Consider the following 1,276-nt stretch of genomic DNA (forward strand, 5'->3'; position numbering starts at 1 on the left):
TTATGTACCGGTGAACAGGACCTGCGCGCGTCGTTGCCAGCCCTACAAGCTGATGATCATCGACGGAATGGGCTACCTCCCGATGGTTCTCGAGCAACCGAATCTGCTGTTCTGGGTAGTGGCCATCCGCTCAATACCAGCGTCATCGAAGGCATCGACAACACCATCAAGGTCATCAAGCGCAGGGCTTACGGGTACCGCGACGAGGAGTACATCTTCCTCAAAATACGCGCCGCATTCCCCGGTAATCCGCGATGAGCTGAAAGAAAGCCCCCTCGCCGACTTGTCGGAGAGGGGCAAAGGCCGAAAGCTCAACGGGGTATTGAGCTTTCCGAGGACCGATCGCTAGGTGAGATCCTGACTCGATTCGACCGTCGCATATGTTCGGAACACCACATACTGGTCGAAATTTCGGGGACAGATCGATTCCCACGCAACACGAGCAACTTCGTGAGCGTGGGCTAACCGAGGTCAGGCCGGGTTACGCATGGCATGGTTCCGACGCCGTCCCGACGCCGGAGTGATTGTGCGTAGCGACCGTGGCAGCCAGTATTGCAGCGGGCTCTTCCGGGACACGCTCAAGGCGTACGGCATGCGTTCGTCGATGAGCCAGCGCGGCGATTGTTGGGATAATGCGCCGACCGAAAGCCTGTGGGGTTCGCTGAAGGTGGCGCGGCTGCACGGCCGGCACTTTGCGACGCGACGTGCGGCGATGGACGAAGTCATCGACTGGCCCGGCTTGTACAATGCCCGTCAGCTCCATTCGACATTGAACTACGTCAGCCCCATGATGTTCGAGAAGAACTGGGCCGCCGCTCTGCAAGGGCAAGCGGCCTGATTGCCTCGGCTATGGGATTCGTGAAACAGGGGCAAGGTCAGGCATCCCTCTGGCTATCACGGTCACGGGTGCCAACCGGCACGATTCGATGGCGTTCGAGCCCACGCTTGATGCCATTCCGGCGGTACCGGGCCTAAATGGCCAGCCGCGCAAACATCCGGGCGAGCTGCACGCGGACAAGGGCTATGACTTTGCTCGTTGCCGGCGTTATCTGAGACAGCGCGGCATCAAGGCCCGTATTGCCCGTCGCGGCGTGGAAAGCAGCGAGAGACTCGGACGGCATCGCTGGGTCGTCGAGCGCACGCATGCTTGGTTCGCGGGGTTCGGCAAGCTCCGTATTCGCTTCGAGCGTCGCCTCGATATTCATGTCACTTTGCTCTTCCTGGCTGCTGCTGTTATCTGCTCGCGATTCGTGGATGACTTGTGTTAGCGGCTCTT

1 protein-coding gene and 2 pseudogenes are annotated in these 1,276 nt (G+C 59.9%); all 3 read left to right on the plus strand.

Annotated features, from left to right (window positions below; all coding sequences use genetic code 11):
- The coding region (locus ACV22W_RS33485; protein ID WP_448023812.1) for a transposase at positions 1 to 258 on the plus strand (258 nt) is incomplete at its 5' end.
- A 223-nt stretch (positions 259 to 481) separates the two neighbouring features.
- Positions 482 to 838: pseudogene (locus tag ACV22W_RS33490) on the plus strand (integrase core domain-containing protein); the annotation flags it as partial.
- Positions 801 to 1,268, plus strand: a pseudogene (locus tag ACV22W_RS33495) (transposase); the annotation flags it as partial. The pseudogenes ACV22W_RS33490 and ACV22W_RS33495, both read left to right, overlap by 38 nt.
- Between the last annotated feature and the right edge of the window lie 8 nt (positions 1,269 to 1,276).

It is taken from the genome of Burkholderia sp. AW49-1, assembly GCF_053427845.1.